Raw genomic sequence first — 16,242 nt, forward strand, 5'->3', positions numbered from 1 at the left:
TTTTTTGTTAAGCGTTATTAAATGTGTTAAAAACACTTAGATAGATTGATCACAAAAACAAACAGATGGATATCCATCGCCCACATGCAATACACGATTAGGCACGTTGAGGAGCCCGCATGACCAAACAAAACGCCTTCACCTACGAAGAATTGCTCAAATGCAGCCGCGGAGAGCTCTTTGGACCAGGTAACGCGCAACTGCCCGCCCCTAATATGCTTATGATGGATCGCATTGTGAACATCAGCGAAACTGGCGGAAAATACGGCAAAGGGCAAATCACTGCCGAATTGGATATTCATCCTGACTTATGGTTTTTTGCTTGTCACTTCGAAGGTGACCCAGTTATGCCAGGTTGCCTAGGCCTTGATGCCATGTGGCAGTTGGTCGGCTTTTATCTTGGCTGGCAAGGCAACCCTGGACGTGGCCGTGCGCTGGGATCAGGTGATGTGAAATTTGTTGGCCAAGTACTGCCAACCGCTAAAAAAGTCACCTATCAAATCGACATTAAACGCACCATTAACCGCTCGCTGATTCTTGCGATTGCTGACGGTACTGTCAGTGTTGATGGCCGCGAAATTTATACGGCCGAAGGCTTACGTGTCGGCTTGTTCTCTTCTACAGACTCTTTCTAAAGGATAACCAGTATGCGTCGCGCTGTAATCACTGGACTGGGCATCGTTTCTTGCCTAGGTAATGACAAAAACACCGTAGCCGCCAACTTACGTGCAGGCCATACCGGTATCCGTTTCAACCCTTCCTATGCGGAAATGGGCTTGCGTAGCCATGTCTCAGGCTCGGTTGATATTGACTTAGAAGCACTGATTGACCGCAAGTTTTTACGTTTTATGGGGCAAGCAGCGGCTTTCTCCTACATTGCTATGCAGCAAGCCATTGAAGACAGCGGTTTAAGCCCTGAAGATGTGTCCAATCCGCGCACTGGCTTAATCGCTGGTTCGGGCGGCGCATCCACCTTAAATCAAATGGAAGCCATTGATACGCTGCGCGAAAAAGGCGTCAAGCGCATTGGCCCGTATCGCGTGACCCGTACCATGGGTAGCACGGTATCAGCATGCTTAGCGACCCCTTTTAAAATCAAAGGCGTCAACTACTCGGTGTCTTCTGCTTGCGCAACCAGTGCGCATTGCATTGGCCAAGCGCTTGAGCAAATCCAACTGGGCAAGCAAGACATTGTTTTTGCTGGCGGCGGTGAAGAAGAGCATTGGAGTCAAAGCTGCTTGTTTGATGCGATGGGCGCTCTGTCGACGCAATACAACGACACTCCAGAAAAAGCATCGCGCGCCTATGACAGCAAACGTGACGGCTTTGTCATTGCTGGCGGTGGCGGCATGGTGGTGGTTGAAGAATTGGAGCACGCGCTAAAACGCGGTGCAAAAATTTACGCAGAAATCGTTGGTTATGGCGCAACTTCTGACGGTTACGACATGGTCGCTCCAAGCGGTGAAGGCGCGGTACGCTGCATGCAGCAAGCGCTTGCCACGGTTGACGCGCCAATTGACTACCTCAACACCCATGGCACCTCAACACCGGTGGGTGATGTTGCTGAGATTCGCGCTGTGCGTGAAGTCTTTGGCGACAATGCACCACCAATCAGCTCCACCAAAAGTTTGTCAGGTCACTCGCTCGGTGCCGCCGGCGTACAAGAAGCTATTTATTCCATGCTGATGATGGAAGGCGACTTTATTGCTGGATCAATCAACATTGATGAGCTTGATGAAGAAGCTAAAGGCTTACCGATTGTTGAAAAAACCCGCGAGAACGTCACCTTAAATACGGTGATGAGTAATAGCTTTGGTTTTGGCGGCACTAACGCCACCTTGATCCTAAAGCGTTACACAAAATAACTCAGCCGCAATAAAAAACGGCCGTTGCAATTGATTTGCACGGCCGTTTTTTTATCTAGCGAAAAGACTGAATCAATCAATCCGAACTAAGGTGCGCCCTGTTTGCTGACTGGCCAACATGGTGGCAATGGCATTCGGTACATCTTTCAAGCTAATTTCTTTTACTAAACTTTCTAGATCCAGCTTCCATTGCAATGAGAGCTTATCCCACATCGACGCTTTGTTTACTAAGGGCAATTCAACCGAATCAACACCGAGCAAATTCACGCCGCGCAAAATAAACGGCAAGACACTGGCTTTAAAATCAATTCCAGCAGTCAGTCCACAGCAGGCTGCGCTGCCACCATACTGCAATGATTTAACAGCATTAAACAAGATATCCCCGCCAACAGTGTCGACTACACCTGCCCACTGCGGTTTAAGTAAAGCCTTATCCGTACCTGCCGTTAATTCCTCGCGGCCAATTACCACCTGCGCACCTAATTGACGTAAAAACTCTGCTTGCTCTGCTTTTCCTGTAACAGCTGTCACATGAAAACCCAAGTGTTTCAGCAACACGATAGCAATCGAGCCAACTCCACCGGTAGCACCTGTGACCAGTACAGAGCCTGCCTCAGCAGTTAATCCAGCACGTAATAATTTATCAACGCATAAGGCCGCAGTTAAACCTGCAGTGCCTAAAATCATCGACTCACGTAGCGACAGACCTGCTGGACGCTTGATCACCCAAGCCGCTGGTACGCGAATATATTGTGCCATACCACCGTAAGTATTCATGCCCAAATCATAACCAGTGACAATCACCTCATCGCCTGCGGCAAGTTCGGCAACGCTTGAGTGCTCAACCACACCTGCTGCATCAATACCTGGCGTGTGTGGAAATGTGCGAGTGACGCCACGATTACCGGTTGCGGATAATGCATCCTTATAGTTTAAGGATGAGTAACGCACACGAATCAGTACCTCGCCCTCAGGTAAATCATCCATTGAGCGCTCAACCACGCTCTGTTGAAATTGTGGTGTTTCAGTCACCCATAATGCTTGATATGTACTCATAAAATATCCTCTGCGGTTATTTGTGTATGCTCTTAGCCAATAAAGCGGCGCTGCAAACGCTCCCAGCCTTTATCAGCAACATGCTCAAGCGCTGCACCAGCACTTAGGCCAACACGCTCTTGCAGGCTTTTCTTTTGCACAAACTGTAACGCATATAAATCTGCTTCGGCAGCACGCTTGGATAAATACTCATCACTGGTCTGCAGCTGGTCAACTAATTGCTGCTCTCGTGCATCAGTACCCAGCCATACCTCACCAGTGGCTACCGCATCAATATCCAGTTGCGGACGATACTGCACAACAAACTTTTTAAACAAATCATGCGTTGTTTGTAAGTCTTGTAAAAACTTCTCGCGCCCCTGCTCGGTATTTTCGCCAAGCATGGTCAAGGTGCGCTTATGCTCACCGGCCGTTAAAATTTCCACATCAATATTATTTTTCTTTAACAGTCGGTGGATATTAGGCAGCTGTGCCACCACGCCGATAGATCCCAGCACTGCAAATGGCGCACTTAAAATCTTATCGCCAATGCACGCCATCATATAACCGCCACTGGCAGCGACTTTATCGACACACACGGTTAAGGGGATCTTTGCATCGCGGATACGGGCTAATTGAGATGAGGCCAGTCCATAGCTGTGCACCATACCGCCGCCACTTTCTAGTCGTAAAACCACTTCATCAGTTGGTTGTGCTACTGCTAAAAGTGCGGTGATCTCATGGCGCAGGCTATCGGCGGCAGAGGCTTTAATATCACCATCAAAATCCAAAACAAACACGCGAGCTTTGTTTAAACCGGCTTTTTTATCTTGTTTTTCTTGCGCGCTTAGGGCTTTACGTCGTGCTTTTAACTGTGTTTTATCCAGCACATTAAGCTCAATAGTGTCTTTTAATTCGCTATAGAAATCATTCAGACTGGTCACCAGCAATTCGCCAGCGCGGGTTCGTCCACGTGAACGCAACGCTGTCATCATCGCCAAAATAACGACAATAACCACTAAAACCGTGACTGCTCGCGCCAAAAAACCTGCGTACTCAAGTAAAAAATCCACTGCTTACTCCTAAAAAATGTTTGCAGCTATCTTACCTGAGAGTATCCGCGTATTGAGAACAATTATCGCCATTAAAATAGCAACATAAGCTTTATGTCTAACAGCAAGCAGTCGCTTTAACACACTCATTACGCAGCGAAAAGAACTGTGAAATAACTGCAAATCCTCTTACCTCCAAGCTCTTTCAAACAATCGTATGAAATTCATTTGACAGCCTTGCCCGTTCACAATAATCTCCATAGCTCGCACATCAACAGGTGTAAAAAACCTTGGGTAGCATTTATCTAATTCGACATGGCCAAGCCTCATTTGGTGCTGATGATTATGATGTACTCTCGCCGCTCGGTGTACAGCAAGCACAGCAACTGGGTGACTACTTAATCGAGACAGGTGTGACGCTGAATACTTGCTTGAGCGGTAATTTACGCCGTCAAAAAGATACTGCCATGGCAACCTTAGCGCGTTTTGCTGAGGCCAACTTGCCTGCACCTGAGCTAAGCATTGATAGTGCCTTCAATGAAATTGATGCAGACGCGGTGATTCGCTTTATTGTTCCTTTGATACTTAAAGATGAACCCAACGCCATCAACAGTTTGCGCAACCCGTTACAGGATAAAGCTGAATTTCAACGTATTTTCGCGATGATTATGCAGCGTTGGTCCGCAGAGATTGATGATGTCCCGACGCATTTGCGCTGGTCGACATTTGTCCAGACCGTTGATGCAGGCTTACAACGCGTTCTCAATGATGCTGCGCCAGATGATCACATTGGCATTGTTACCTCGGGTGGCACTATTACCGCTTTTTTACACCTGCTAACTGGATTAACGGCTGACAAAGCCTTTGATCTTAACTGGCAAATCGTTAACACTTCACTGAGCCGTCTCAAGTTCCGTGGCGATTCGGTGGTACTGGCTTCTTTTAACAGTCATGCACACCTTGATCTGTTAAAGAACAAAAAACTCATCACCTATCGTTGAGTTTTTAATATCACGCGGCATAAACCGCACAAAAATCTTAAAAAGGATAAATTATGTCTTCTACCGCAGAGATCATTAAAACTCTTACTTCTAAATTTAACGCTGCAGCAGCTGCTGGCTTAGACTTAGTATTCCAATTCAACATCGAAGATGCTGAAAACTACTCTTTGACTGTTAAAGACGGTACTTGCGACGTTCAACCTGGTGTTAACGATGCAGCCAACGTTACTTTGATCATGGACAGCGAAACCTTTAAAGGCATTGCAACTGGCGAAACTGATGGTATGCAAGCATTTATGGGCGGTAAACTGCGCGCTGAAGGCGACATGATGTTAGCGATGAAACTGAGCGAATTATTCCCAGTTTAAGCACTGCACTAAGCAACACAAAAAGCCGGATTTTTATCCGGCTTTTTTAATAAAAATAAGTCATGGAGAGTTCGGATGCTGTGCGCTAAAGCTTTGTTTATTTATGAGGATGCGGAAAATCCTCACGTACTCGCGGTGGTTGAGTACGCTGCTGCTAATGACATTAAGCTTTCGCAAATGTCACTGAGTGCGTTTTTAGCGCAACCAGGACGACCTCTAGACTTTGCTGAACATGTCGTCGCGCTCTGCTCTGATAGCGATCTTGCCAAACTGATTGATCAAGCGAAAACACTGAATTTCAGCTTAGGTATTATTCCTGTCGACAACCATCAAATTCGCTTGCGCGAATGGTTTATGTTCACCGACAAACTTGAGCAGCATATCGCCCTAGCCTTTGATGCATCGACGAAAGCCATTGATGTCTTGCGCTGCAATAACGAAGTTGCTCTTGGCTCCATCATGCTTGGCAAAACGCCTTTCCTTGACCAAAGAAGCCGCACCTATCGACAGCGTTCTGAGTCGCCTATTCGTCGCCTATTTTATATGCTGGCGGTGCTCTGGAGCAGCTTACGGAACCTGTTTGCCATTCATCCTTTCCCTATCACTTTATCGATTGGCACAGAGTACAGCGTCAAAACAGCCATCACGGGAATGGTATCAATTGAAAATAACGTCAGCAACGCGGCTGCGCGGTTGATCAATACCAGTATTTCAATTCAAGACGGTAAAGTTTCGACCTTACTGATCGCACCAAAATCCATTACCCAGTACTTAGGATTTTTAATTAAGGCCTCATTTAGCTTTGATAAAAAGGTCAGCCGCTTACCTGACTCAATGAGCTATGTGCGCAGTAATTACTTACGTGTCGATAGTACGACAACACTGACCTACTATGTTGACAGCCACAAGCGTGAAGCTGAGACGATTGAACTGGAGCTTTATCCTGAGGCTGTGCAAATCAATTTGCCTGATGCTTATTACGAAACCCAGGGTGGTCAACGCGGCGGTAAAGACACGCTTAAGCTCGAGAACCTGCCATTAAACGAGCAGCGTTTGAATATGATTCAGCAGCGTTTACCGATGTTCACTCACGCCCTTGAGGAAGATTTTAAAGACCTGTTCATGCAATTGCGCGAGAACGCACAAGCTCATAGCAGCTTTATTTCTTTAATGATGCTGAGTAGCTTGGTCGCCAGCCTTGGTCTGTTTTTATCCAGTCCAGCGGTCATTATCGGTGCAATGGTGCTCGCGCCTTTGATGTCACCCATTGTGTCTTTATCAATGGCACTATTGCGTAATGATCAGACCTTACTGAAAAAATCCCTTTCAACCATCGCCATCGGCATTGCTTTAGCGCTGGGTATGGCAGCACTGCTCGCACTGATTATTCCAATTACACGAGTGACCCCAGAGATGGCAGGTCGCATGCATCCTAACCTACTCGATCTTGGCGTAGCCATTTTCTCAGGCATGGCCGGTGCTTATGCACAGGCCCGCGAAAGCATTATGAAAAGCATGCCGGGTGTAGCGATTGCCGTCGCCCTAGTGCCGCCATTATGTGTTGCAGGAATTGGCATTGGTTGGTGGGACTGGCAAGTGATCAGCGGCGCAGCACTGCTGTTTTTAACCAACTTGGTGGGTATCGCTCTGGCTGCAGCCTTAACCTTCTTAGTCTTGGGTTATGCACCCATTGTGAAGGCGCGCCGCGGTTTAGCTTTATCCCTGGCTCTGATGCTGACCATTGCCGTACCACTGACGTGGTCATTTCAAACCATGTACAAGGTCTGGCAAGTTGAGCAAACAATTGATGCATTATCACTTGAAATCAACGAAAAAACCCTGCATTTAGATAGTCTACAAGTACAGATTAAAAATGCCGAAACTCATCTAAAGCTGGAAGTCAGTTCAGACACTGAAGTGACTTATGAGGATTTAGTTGCTTTAAAAGCCGAATTAGAAGAACTGCTAAACACCACCGTACGCTTAGATGTAACACCACGCATTAGTCTTTAAGCGCTGCGAAGATTGCGGTTGCAGACAAGTCAGCTCTAAGGTGCAAGAGCTGGCTTGGCTAGGATGGGTTACTGATCAATCGTTGCTGGGCTTACCGATTGCCTGCAAAACATATTGCGGTAACGCAAAGGCGGCTTGGTGAATTTCCGCATTGTAGTAACGGGTGACAATGCCACTGCCGGCAAAACGCTGACGCAAAATATCCAACGGCAACTGACGTAATTGACGATTCTTAGCCGCCCAAGCAAAAGTCATACTACCGCCAATATAGGTGGGTACTGCAGCATGGTAAAAATGCCAGTCGGCAAACAATCCTTGAATATTTTTCGCTGTGGTTTTGACCTCATCAATTTGCAAGAAGGGTGTGCCATTTTGCGCAACTAAAATACCGTCATCGGTTAAGCAGCGATGGCAAGCATGGTAGAAATCCTCCGAGAACAGCACTTCGCCGGGACCGGTCGGATCCGGGCAGTCACTGATAATGACATCAAATTTATCCGTGCAGTTGGCAATAAAACGCATGCCATCATCAATCACTAAGTTCACCCGTGGATCATCGTAAGCACCGCTGGAATGGTTGGGTAAATACTCTTTACACATATCAACCACAGCTTGATCAATTTCCACCATAGTGATGCGATCGACACTGGAATGACGGCACACTTCACGCAACATGCCACCATCACCACCGCCAATAATCAATATATTGCGTGCGGTGCCGTGCGCTAAAATAGGTACATGCGTGAGCATTTCATGATAAATAAATTCATCGGCTTCCGTGGTTTGAATTGCGCCATCCAAAGCCATCACACGCCCCATTCTCGGGTTCTGAAAAATGACTAAATGCTGATGTTCGGTGCGCACTTCATGCAGCATTTTTTCTACTTCAAAAAACTGTCCGTAGTTGTCATGCAGCGTTTCACGGTAGTCGGTCATAGTATTCCTCAAAATTCTTAATAAAAACTGCAGCGATTATACGGTAAGTATCAGCGAAAATGGCATATCTTGCAGGCTCTACGCAAATCGCTGAGTCCATCATAGGCTATCTTCTAGCAAGCAACTGCCAAAGTTTTAATACACCGGCAGCTCAATATTTTTAAATAGCTCATCGACTTCATCTTTGCTGCGCGCCTGGATCACCTTGGCTTGAATTTCACGGTCTAAATGCGGCGCAAAACGTTCAATAAAGTCACTCATAAAGCCACGTAAGAAGGTGCCACGGCGAAAGCCAATTTTGGTAACACTGGATTCAAATAGATGACTGGCGTCCAAAGCAACCAAGTCCTGATCTTGCAATGCATCCACTGCCATACCTGCGACAATGCCAACCCCTAAGCCTAAGCGCACGTAGGTTTTAATGACGTCGGCATCCGCCGCAGTAAAGATCACCTTAGGAATTAAGCCCATTTCGGTAAAGGCCTCATCCAGCTTCGAGCGCCCAGTAAAACCAAACACATAAGTGACAATCGGAAACTCAGACAATGCTTCGAGGCTTAATTTCGGCAAACTCGCCAAAGGATGTCCTTTAGGTACCACAACGCAACGGTTCCAGCGGTAGCATGGCATCATAATTAAATCGCCAAACTGCTCCATGCCTTCGGTCGCAATGGCAAAATCAACCGTGCCATCCGCAGCCATTTCGGCAATTTGGGTTGGCGTGCCCTGGTGCATGTGTAAGGCAACATCAGGGTACTGCTGCATAAAACCACTAATGACCTGCGGTAAGGCATAACGGGCTTGTGTATGCGTGGTAGCAATGGATAATGAGCCTATACGCTCATTAGAAAACTCTTGGCCGATTTGTTTAATATTTTCGCACTTGCGCAGCACTTCGCCAGCAGTCTTAATAATGCGTTCACCGGCCGCAGTGACCCGAGTTAAATGTTTGCCACTGCGAGCAAAAATTTCAACGCCAAGCTCGTCTTCAAGCAAACGTATTTGTTTGCTAATGCCGGGTTGCGAGGTATAAAGAGCTTGCGCAGTGGCGGAAACATTCAGACCATTGCGTGATACTTCCCAGATATAGCGCAGTTGTTGTAGCTTCATCAGGTACCTCGACAAAAAATGCTGGCAAAATAAACTTAGTAGCACTTATAACCGCAACGCATTTTTATTTCCACAGTTATAACCATTTACTTAATCTTAATCATCTTCACACAGGCGTCATTCATGACTTTGCTTGCTAGGCCTCCAGAGTTTTTAAGCAGTTTTCAACAACACTGGCCATTTGCGCAACAGCTTGACTGCACCCTAGTGTCGACACGATTTGATCCGCAGCAGTTGAGCGATGAAGATTTTATCCGCAACAAAATCAGCGCACCCAATGCCGTGCGTAAACGCCAAGCCGAGTATTTATCTGCACGTTTGTGCGCGCGCCAAGCACTCCTGGTGCAAACAGGCAAGGCAAGCTTGCCTATCCAGCAAGAAAACAGCCGCATCCCGCTGTGGCCTGCACACAGTTGTGGCTCACTCAGTCATAGTCACGGCATTGCGGCGGCGATTGTTGGCAGCAGCCAAGATTGGTGCAGCTTAGGCTTGGATATTGAAAAGCCACTTAAAGTCGAGCGCGCTGAGCGTTTATTCAGCACTATTCTCACTGCCGCCGAGCAACAGTATTATCACAGCTTAGATAAGCAAGATGCCGCATGGTATTTGACCTGCGCGTTCTCGTTTAAAGAAAGTTTGTTTAAAGCTTTGAATCCACTGACCCACGTGTACTTCACTTTTCAAGATGCGCAGGTTGTGGATTTTAAGCTTACCGATGCAGGCTCTGCGCGCTTGCGTCTGCGCAAGACTTTATCGGATCGATGGCCTACGGGTCGAGAGTTAGAGGGACAGTTCTCTAGCTTGCACGGCAGTGTCATCACGCTAATCAGCGTGCCTGCAGCAGCGGAAGCTTAGCGCACTCTAGGCAAGACACACAGTCTCGCCCAGAATCGTTTTACCGGCCTTAAGCCTGCTTAAGCATCCGCGCTAAAATTACTTTTACTTTCGCCATACCATCGTTCAACGCTGCTTCAATCTGCGTCATGGTAATCACCCCACTAGACTTGCCTGCAGCAGGATTCACTACTAAGGATAAACAGGCATAACTCAAGCCAAGCTCGCGCGCCAAGACGGTTTCCGGCATACCAGTCATACCGACGATATTGCAGCCGTCACGCTCCATGCGAACAATTTCAGCCGCTGTTTCTAAGCGAGGACCTTGAGTACAGCCGTACACGCCTTGATTAGTACAGTTATAGCCACAAGCAGCTACGGCAGCAATTAGACGTCTACGCAGGGCTTCATCATAGGGGTAGCTAAAATCAACATGGGTGACGTGATCTAAATCGCCGTCGTATAAAGTGTGCTGGCGGCCAGAGGTGTAATCAATAATTTGATCAGGAATACAGAAATGCCCTGTCGGCATATTAGCGGTCACACCACCAACGGCATTGATGGCTAAAATCGAATGTGCACCGGCATGGCGCAAGGCCCATAAGTTTGCCCGGTAGTTGACTTGATGCGGCGGAATACGGTGTGGGTGGCCGTGTCTGGCCAAGAACAACACTTCCTGGCCCGCATATTCACCTCGTAAAATATCAGCAGAAGTTGGTCCATACGGCGTATCAATAAACAGCGCATCACGAATGGTAAGTCCTTCCAACTGGGTTAATCCGGTGCCGCCGATAATCGCGTATTTACTCATCTGCCACCTCTCACTGATTCGTTTATTTAAAGTGCTTTTAGCGCCTGACGGGCTGCCTGCCAACGTGGATGCTGTTGAAAGTCATGCTGTGCAATATGTCTGCCTTGCATCACTACTAATTGTCGACATGGCCTAACCTGATGGGTCTGTAATGCAGTTAATGCAAGCTCCGCAGCCGCACGGTCATTGCATAGTAACCCAACATCGCAGCCTGCGGTAAGTGCAGCAAGCACACGCTGCGCCGCATCACCGGCAACATGTGCACCAGCCATCGACAAGTCATCACTAAACAGCACGCCTTTGTAGTGTAATTGTTGCCGTAAAATGTCCTGCAGCCAAACTTTTGAGAAGCCAGCCGGCGCACTGTCCACTTGTGGGTAAATGACATGGGCCGGCATCATCCCAGCCAGATCGTTTTGTAGGCGTTTGAAGGGTTGTAAATCGGCTTGATTAATTTGCGCAAAGCTGCGCTCATCCACGGGAATAGCAACATGCGAATCAGCCGTAACCCAACCGTGCCCTGGGAAGTGTTTACCCACTGCCGGCATACCCGCTGCCTGCATGCCCTTTAAGAAAGCGCCAGCTAAGCGCACAACGGTATCAGCATCGGCGCCAAAGGAACGCAAGCCAATCACCGTGCTGCGACCGTAATTAAGATCTAGTACTGGCGCAAAACTAAAGTCGATCCCCATGGCCAAGACTTCCCAAGCCATTAACCAACCGCAATCTTCAGCCAGCTGCTCAGGATCTGCAGCTTCAATCAAGCGCCCCATCGCAGGTAATGCAACAAAGCCTTGGCGCAAACGTTGTACGCGCCCGCCCTCTTGATCAACAGCAATCAACAGATCACTGCGCACCGCTCGTATCGCTCGACACAGCTCACGAACCTGTTGCGGGTGTTCAATGTTTCGAGAAAATAAAATCACCCCGCAGACTTCAGGTTGGCGTAATAAATGACGATCCGCTGCGGTTAAAAAAGTACCGCCAATATCCAACATCAACGAGCCTTGCATGCTCAATCCTTAAATTGTATGGCTGCGCAAAATCTCAGCCTCACGAGTGTGTTCGCAGATCTCTACCGGACAAGCGTCTGCTAAATGATTATAGAGTTCAATTATGTCTTTATTGTGCATGCGGATACAGCCATGTGAATAAGGCTGGCCAAGCAACCCTTCATCGGCAGTGCCATGGATATAAATATAACGACGAAACGTATCACAATCACCTAGTCGGTTGCGCTGCAATTCAGTGCCGCTTAGCCATAAAATGCGGCTTAAAATCCAGTCACGTTCTGGGTGAGCTTGTTGTAACTGTGGCGAATAGACTTCACCCGTCCAACGACGTCCGCGCAAGACTGCACCTTGAGGTAAATCTGCGCCAATTTTTGCACGGATATAATGCATGCCACGCGGGGTACAGCCTGAGCCATTGCGCTCACCTGGGCCATTTAAAGCAGTAGAAACAGTATAGCAACGCCACAACTGTTGGTTTGCAAACGCATACATACGCTGCTCAGCAATCGAGACGTGCAGATAATCAATAATCACTCATTCACCCTTAGAATCGATCAGGGTGCTTTCTTTTTTATAGCAACCTGCATTTGTACAGAATCAATCGCACTGTCAGCGCGCATGCCCGCGGCTAAAAACGGCACCATTAAACGCATGACCTGTTCAGTTGTCATGTGCACCTGATAGTCAGTTTCCACAATAGCACGCAAGGCTTTAATACCCGACATACTAAAGGCTGCGGCACCAATCATAAAGTGCACGCGCCAAAACAGTTCGATGGGTTGAATCTCAGGTGCCGCGGTGTGCAATAAAAGCATGTAACGGTGAAAAACCTTGCCATACATTTCATTCAGGTAGCGGCGCAGGTGCCCCTGACTCTGACTGAAAGCTAAGCCTAATAGACGCATAAAAATCGACAGATCATTGCCGCTGCGTGGTTTCACTGCCAGCGTTTGCTGTACCAATAATTCCAGCAAGCTTTCGACCGTCCAAGCGGGCTGATCAACGGCTGATCGGCGCTCAAGCTCTTCATCGAGACTGATGCAGAGCGGTCCTAAGAACCGCGAGAAAACCGCTTGGATCAGCGATTTCTTGGAACCAAAGTGATAGTTTACCGCAGCCAGATTCACCTGTGCTTTACTGGTAATGAGTCGTAATGAGGTTTCTGAAAAGCCTTTCTCTGCAAACAGAATTTCTGCCGCATCCAAGATACGCTCTACAGTGTCTGACTGGGCCATGCAATTTCCACTCTAAATAAACGTTTCAAACATACGTTTGAAACACATTTACTGTCAAGTCTATCGTTCCGGCAAGTACAGATTTCATCGATAAGAGCACTGATTTCAATCTGTTATTGCCTTCAGGACAGCAAAGACGCAACTGCAGAAGATTTAGTCACCGACCGATGACCAGTCAACAAAGCCGAGTTGCCAAGTCGCTAAAATCAATAAACCAAAGACAATCCGATACCAGGCAAATACCGCATAGCTGTTGTTAGCAATAAACTTCAGTAGCGCGCGCACAGCCAACATGGCGAAAACAAAAGAAGTCACAAAACCAATGGCAAACACCGGTAAATCATCACCATTAGCGAAAAGCTCACGGTGCTTATAAAAAGAATAAACCGCCGCTCCAATCATGGTTGGCATGGCTAAAAAGAAAGAGAACTCTGTTGCTGCTTTACGTGACAAACCAAAGAACAATCCACCAATAATGGTCGAGGCCGAACGTGACGTGCCTGGTACAAGGGCTAAACATTGAGCACAACCCACTTTTAAGGCTTGCTTCCAATTCATGTCATCAACGGTTTCAGCAGCAATTGTATGGGTGCGCTTTTCAGCCCAAAGCATCACCACCCCGCCGACGACTAAAGCCGTGGCGACAGTGATTGGATTAAATAGCCATTTTTCAATTAAGTCGGCAAAGGTTAAACCCAAGACGACTGCTGGGAAAAACGCGACCAATAAGTTAGCCGTAAAGCGCTGCGCTTCAGCCTCGCGCGGCAGACCAATCACCACGCTGATAATTTTGCTTCGATATTCCCACATCACCGCTAAAATAGCGGCCAATTGAATGATAATGTTAAATGCTTTGGCACGCTGGCCATCAAAACCAATGGCATCCGCAACGATAATCTGATGCCCGGTACTGGAAACCGGTAAAAACTCTGTGAGACCTTCAACCACACCTAAAATAAACGCCTGTACCGCTAACCAAATATCCATAATGTCCCAAATGTATTGAATGACTACTCAGAAGTTGCGCATCTTACCCTTCTGCTCAGTGCTTTTCACGAAAATCAATCACTCTCAACGCGCATTCATAAAACAAGGCACTTAGTCGCATAGTCTAACAAGCTAAAAAATCGTAAAGTGGTGGCTCTGTACAGTATATAAATCAAAATGTAATGCCAAGTTAGAAAAGCAACTGCAAAGCAAAGGTTTAAAATCTTTATTGATCTACTATCAACTTTTGTAAGCAGCGACCGATACATACAACAATATTGATAACCATCACAGGACGATGCCTTAGGCGCGTTTCGCTAGGAGTTTTTATGCAGTTTCTTCGCCAAATTTCCATCAGCAAACGCTTGTGGCTGATATTTTTTATTACTGTAGGCATGTTTTTTGTTTTTGGTGCGCTTGCTTTAAAACAATCCTATGAAGTCATGCACTCTGCAAAAGCCACTAAAACTCAACACATTGTTGAAAGCACCTTAGGCACAGTTGAGTATTTTCATGAACTTGAGAAAAGTGGACAATTAACCACTCAACAAGCACAAGAGCAAGCTAAAAGCGCTCTCAGCAAACTGCGGTATGGCCGTAACGACTATGTTTGGATCAATGACTTGAATCCAAACATGATCATGCACCCTATGTCGCCCGCTTTGGACGGCAAAGACTTATCAGGTTACAAAGATCCTGACGGTATAGAAATTTTTAACGAATTTGTACGTACCGCAAAGCAACAGGGTTCAGGTTTCGTAAGTTACCGTTGGCCAATGCCCGGCGCGAGCGCTCCGGTTGATAAAATCTCCTATGTGCAATTGTTCAAGCCATGGAACTGGGTTGTCGGCTCTGGTGTATATCTTGATGACATACAGGCTGAGTTTCGTTCAGTGGCGATCAGTGCCAGCATCATGAGCTTTGTGATCATCTTATTTATTGCTGTTTTAATCATCAACATCATGCGCAGCATTGTTAAGCCTATAGAAAATGTCGTTGAAGCAATGCAAAACATTGCCAGCGGTGATGGCGATCTGACTCAAGAACTTAGCGTGCACGGCAAGGACGAAGTCACTCAACTGAGTCTGCATTACAATACCTTTGCACTTAAATTGCGCACTACGATCAGCCACTTGTTAAACAGCGCAGCAACCTTAAAACAATCAGCTGAAGCATTAGGTAATCAAGCCTCTCAAGCTCTGCACATCAGTGAAGATCAATCACAACAAACAGAACAAATTGCCACCGCTATTAATGAAGTCACCTATGCCGTGCAAGATGTAGCCAAGCATGCAGAGCAAGCAGCAACAGAAGTTTCGCAAGCGACTGAACAGGCGAACTCAGGTCAAATCAACATCGACAATAGCCTCAAACAAACCGACAAGCTTTCCGCAACTATTGAGCAAGCTGTCAATGTGATGCAAAAACTGGCAGAGGAAAGCAGCCAAGTCGGCCGTGTATTAGACGTCATCCGCTCAATTGCTGAGCAAACCAACCTTTTGGCGTTAAACGCAGCAATTGAAGCCGCTCGCGCTGGTGAACAAGGCCGTGGTTTTGCGGTAGTCGCAGATGAGGTTCGTCTACTGGCCCAACGTACGCAACAATCAACAGACGAAGTACAGAAAATGCTTGAGAGCTTGCAGCAAAACTCTCAAGCGGCAGTGCAAGTGATTAATGAAAGTAGCACTACCGCGCAAGCAACCGTTGAACAAGCGCAGCAAGCACAAGAAAGCTTAACCATCATCAGTAATGCTCTGCATATGATTAATGGACTCAACGCTTCAATTGCCAGTGCAACACTTCAGCAATCACACGTTGCAGAAGAGATTAATCAAAACGTTACTCAAGTAGCAGGTCTGTCGCAGTCAAGTAACGAAGCTGCACACCAATTGAGTGCATCCAGCGAGCAACTCAACCAGCTCGCACTGGAACTCAATCGTCAATTGGCACAATTTAAAGTGTAAACGCACAAGCACTCACCT

16 protein-coding genes are annotated in these 16,242 nt (G+C 47.1%); 7 read left to right on the forward strand and 9 right to left on the reverse strand.

The features are described 5' to 3' along the window. The first annotated feature begins 119 nt into the window (after positions 1–119). On the forward strand, positions 120–635 hold the full coding sequence (gene fabA, locus H591_RS0104820) for a 3-hydroxyacyl-[acyl-carrier-protein] dehydratase FabA (RefSeq protein ID WP_022965821.1): 516 nt from the start codon (positions 120–122) through the stop codon (positions 633–635). Positions 636–647: 12 nt separating this feature from the next. Next, positions 648–1,865, forward strand: a complete 1,218-nt coding sequence (gene fabB, locus H591_RS0104825) for a beta-ketoacyl-ACP synthase I (RefSeq protein ID WP_022965822.1) — start codon at positions 648–650, stop codon at positions 1,863–1,865. Between the two features lie 72 nt (positions 1,866–1,937). On the opposite strand, the gene H591_RS0104830 is transcribed toward fabB, so the two are convergent. Together H591_RS0104830 and sohB are read right to left on the reverse strand one after the other, a co-directional pair. Next, positions 1,938–2,921, reverse strand: a complete 984-nt coding sequence (locus tag H591_RS0104830) for a YhdH/YhfP family quinone oxidoreductase (RefSeq protein WP_022965823.1) — start codon at positions 2,919–2,921, stop codon at positions 1,938–1,940. A gap of 32 nt (positions 2,922–2,953) precedes the next feature. Then, complete coding sequence (gene sohB / locus H591_RS0104835) at positions 2,954–3,973, reverse strand: protease SohB (protein WP_022965824.1); 1,020 nt, start codon at positions 3,971–3,973, stop codon at positions 2,954–2,956. Between the two features lie 269 nt (positions 3,974–4,242). Between sohB and H591_RS0104840 the strand changes: the two genes are divergently transcribed. The 3 genes from H591_RS0104840 (at position 4,243) to H591_RS14865 (ending at position 7,334) form a co-directional block, all read left to right on the forward strand. Then, on the forward strand, positions 4,243–4,953 hold the full coding sequence (locus tag H591_RS0104840; RefSeq protein WP_022965825.1) for a histidine phosphatase family protein: 711 nt from the start codon (positions 4,243–4,245) through the stop codon (positions 4,951–4,953). 53 nt (positions 4,954–5,006) lie between these two features. After that, the gene (locus tag H591_RS0104845; protein WP_022965826.1) at positions 5,007–5,321 is read left to right on the forward strand and encodes an SCP2 sterol-binding domain-containing protein; all 315 of its coding nucleotides are present in this window, start codon (positions 5,007–5,009) and stop codon (positions 5,319–5,321) included. 75 nt (positions 5,322–5,396) lie between these two features. Further along, on the forward strand, positions 5,397–7,334 hold the full coding sequence (locus H591_RS14865; protein ID WP_022965827.1) for a DUF389 domain-containing protein: 1,938 nt from the start codon (positions 5,397–5,399) through the stop codon (positions 7,332–7,334). Between the two features lie 75 nt (positions 7,335–7,409). Here the strand turns inward: H591_RS14865 and speE are convergent, their stop codons facing one another. Continuing rightward, entirely contained in the window at positions 7,410–8,270 is an 861-nt protein-coding gene (gene speE, locus H591_RS0104855; RefSeq protein ID WP_022965828.1) for a polyamine aminopropyltransferase, read from the reverse strand. Positions 8,271–8,405: 135 nt separating this feature from the next. Then, on the reverse strand, positions 8,406–9,380 hold the full coding sequence (gene cysB / locus H591_RS0104860; protein WP_022965829.1) for an HTH-type transcriptional regulator CysB: 975 nt from the start codon (positions 9,378–9,380) through the stop codon (positions 8,406–8,408). A gap of 123 nt (positions 9,381–9,503) precedes the next feature. Here cysB and H591_RS0104865 point away from each other — a divergent pair, with 123 nt between their 5' ends. Further along, positions 9,504–10,235, forward strand: coding sequence for a 4'-phosphopantetheinyl transferase family protein (locus tag H591_RS0104865; RefSeq protein WP_022965830.1), 732 nt, complete (start codon positions 9,504–9,506; stop codon positions 10,233–10,235). A 49-nt stretch (positions 10,236–10,284) separates the two neighbouring features. On the opposite strand, the gene H591_RS0104870 is transcribed toward H591_RS0104865, so the two are convergent. The 5 genes from H591_RS0104870 to H591_RS0104890 all read right to left on the reverse strand — a co-directional run bounded on the left by H591_RS0104870 (position 10,285) and on the right by H591_RS0104890 (position 14,260). After that, on the reverse strand, positions 10,285–11,025 hold the full coding sequence (locus H591_RS0104870; RefSeq protein ID WP_022965831.1) for an S-methyl-5'-thioinosine phosphorylase: 741 nt from the start codon (positions 11,023–11,025) through the stop codon (positions 10,285–10,287). Between the two features lie 26 nt (positions 11,026–11,051). Continuing rightward, the gene (gene nagZ, locus H591_RS0104875) at positions 11,052–12,038 is read right to left on the reverse strand and encodes a beta-N-acetylhexosaminidase (RefSeq protein ID WP_022965832.1); all 987 of its coding nucleotides are present in this window, start codon (positions 12,036–12,038) and stop codon (positions 11,052–11,054) included. A 9-nt stretch (positions 12,039–12,047) separates the two neighbouring features. After that, on the reverse strand, positions 12,048–12,569 hold the full coding sequence (locus tag H591_RS0104880) for a L,D-transpeptidase (RefSeq protein ID WP_028244188.1): 522 nt from the start codon (positions 12,567–12,569) through the stop codon (positions 12,048–12,050). Between the two features lie 23 nt (positions 12,570–12,592). After that, a complete protein-coding gene (locus tag H591_RS0104885) occupies positions 12,593–13,273 on the reverse strand; it encodes a TetR/AcrR family transcriptional regulator (protein WP_022965834.1) in 681 nt (226 codons plus the stop codon). 153 nt (positions 13,274–13,426) lie between these two features. Continuing rightward, positions 13,427–14,260 (reverse strand): undecaprenyl-diphosphate phosphatase, encoded by an 834-nt coding sequence (locus tag H591_RS0104890; protein ID WP_022965835.1) that lies wholly within the window; start codon positions 14,258–14,260, stop codon positions 13,427–13,429. A 329-nt stretch (positions 14,261–14,589) separates the two neighbouring features. Between H591_RS0104890 and H591_RS0104895 the strand changes: the two genes are divergently transcribed. After that, positions 14,590–16,224, forward strand: a complete 1,635-nt coding sequence (locus tag H591_RS0104895) for a methyl-accepting chemotaxis protein (protein WP_022965836.1) — start codon at positions 14,590–14,592, stop codon at positions 16,222–16,224. Positions 16,225–16,242 lie beyond the last annotated feature (18 nt).

The organism is Denitrificimonas caeni DSM 24390, assembly GCF_000421765.1.
GTDB classification, from domain to species: domain Bacteria; phylum Pseudomonadota; class Gammaproteobacteria; order Pseudomonadales; family Pseudomonadaceae; genus Denitrificimonas; species Denitrificimonas caeni.